The sequence below is a fragment of the Rhodopseudomonas sp. B29 genome (assembly GCF_000333455.1).
GTDB lineage: Bacteria > Pseudomonadota > Alphaproteobacteria > Rhizobiales > Xanthobacteraceae > Rhodopseudomonas.
This window is the reverse complement of sequence record NZ_BADD01000497.1, coordinates 1-1,747: the sequence shown is the minus strand read 5'-3', so window position 1 is coordinate 1,747 and position 1,747 is coordinate 1. Positions and strand designations below refer to the sequence as shown.

The 1,747-nt window shown below is 63.8% G+C and carries 2 pseudogenes; both read left to right on the top strand.

Going from position 1 to position 1,747, the window contains the following annotated elements:
• A pseudogene (gene nuoL / locus I5M_RS17585) lies at nucleotides 1-1,594 on the top strand (NADH-quinone oxidoreductase subunit L); the annotation flags it as partial.
• A gap of 67 nt (nucleotides 1,595-1,661) precedes the next feature.
• Nucleotides 1,662-1,747: pseudogene (locus tag I5M_RS33780) on the top strand (branched-chain amino acid ABC transporter ATP-binding protein); the annotation flags it as partial.

Below are 1,747 nucleotides of genomic sequence, written 5' to 3'. Positions count from 1 at the left end.
CGAGGATCCGAACCGTCCGAGGTTCTTCGGCTATCTGTCGCTGTTCACCTTCGCCATGCTGATGCTGGTGACGGCCAACAATCTGGTGCAGCTGTTCTTCGGCTGGGAAGGCGTCGGTCTCGCGTCCTACCTGCTCATCGGTTTCTGGTACCAAAAGCCGTCCGCCAATGCCGCCGCCATCAAGGCCTTCGTGGTCAACCGCGTCGGCGACTTCGGTTTCGCGCTCGGCATCTTCGCGATCTTCTATCTGACCAAATCGACCGACTTCGAGGCGATCTTCGCCGCGGCGCCGTCGCTGACCGGCCAAACCATCAACTTCTTCGGTTGGCATGCCGACGCGCTGACGCTGACCTGTCTCCTGTTGTTCATGGGCGCGATGGGCAAGTCGGCGCAGTTCCTGCTGCACACCTGGCTGCCGGACGCGATGGAAGGCCCGACCCCGGTGTCGGCGCTGATCCACGCCGCCACCATGGTGACGGCGGGCGTGTTCATGGTCGCCCGGCTGTCGCCGCTGTTCGAGCTGGCGCCAACCGCGCAGGCCGTCGTCATGCTGTTCGGCGCCACCACGGCGTTCTTCGCCGCGACCGTCGGCCTCGTCCAGAACGACATCAAGCGCGTGATCGCGTACTCGACCTGTTCGCAGCTCGGCTACATGTTCGTGGCGATGGGCGCGGGCGCTTACTCGGTCGGCATGTTCCATCTGTTCACGCACGCCTTCTTCAAGGCGCTGCTGTTCTTGGGCGCCGGCTCGGTGATCCACGCGATGCACCACGAGCAGGACATGCGGAACATGGGCGGGCTGAAGGACAAGATCCCCTTCACCTACATCACCATGCTGATCGGCACGCTGGCGCTGACCGGCTTCCCGTTGACCGCCGGCTACTTCTCCAAGGACGCGATCATCGAAGCGGCGTTCGTGTCGCACAATCCGTTCGCGTTCTACGGCTTCCTGATGACGGTGGTGGCCGCCGGCCTGACCTCGTTCTACTCGTGGCGTCTGGTGTTCATGACCTTCCACGGCAAGCCGCACGACCAGCATCATTATGAAGCGGCGCACGAGAGCCCGCTGCCGATGACGATCCCGCTGTTCGTGCTGTCGGTCGGCGCGCTCGCCGCCGGCTTCCCGTTCAAGGAGCTGTTCGCCGGCCACGGCATCGAGGAGTTCTTCCGCGAGTCGCTGAAGATGAACCCGCACATCATCGACGAGATGCATCACGGCGTGCCGCAATGGATCGCCTTGCTGCCGACCGTGATGATGGCCGGCGGCTTCCTCGTCGCCTGGCTGTTCTACATCCGTCGCCCGTATCTGCCGGTCGAGCTCGCGAACCAGCACCAGCTGCTCTACAAGTTCCTGCTCAACAAATGGTACTTCGACGAGCTGTACGACGTCATCTTCGTCCGTCCGGCGAAGTGGATCGGCCGCCAGCTCTGGAAGAAGGGCGACGGCATGCTGATCGATGGCCTCGGCCCCGACGGCATCTCGGCGCGTGTGCTCGACGTCACCCGCGGGGTCGTCAAGCTGCAGACCGGCTATCTCTATCACTACGCCTTCGCGATGCTGATCGGCGTCGCGGCGCTGATCACCTGGTTCATGCTTGTTCGGGCGGCTCCGCGAGCGCCGACATCAACTCGCCGGCACCCTGTCCGGCGGCGAGCAACAGATGCTGGCGATCGGCCGGGCGATCATGTCGAAGCCCGAAGTAGTGATGTTCGACGAGCCGTCGATCGGGCTGTCACCGGCTCTCAC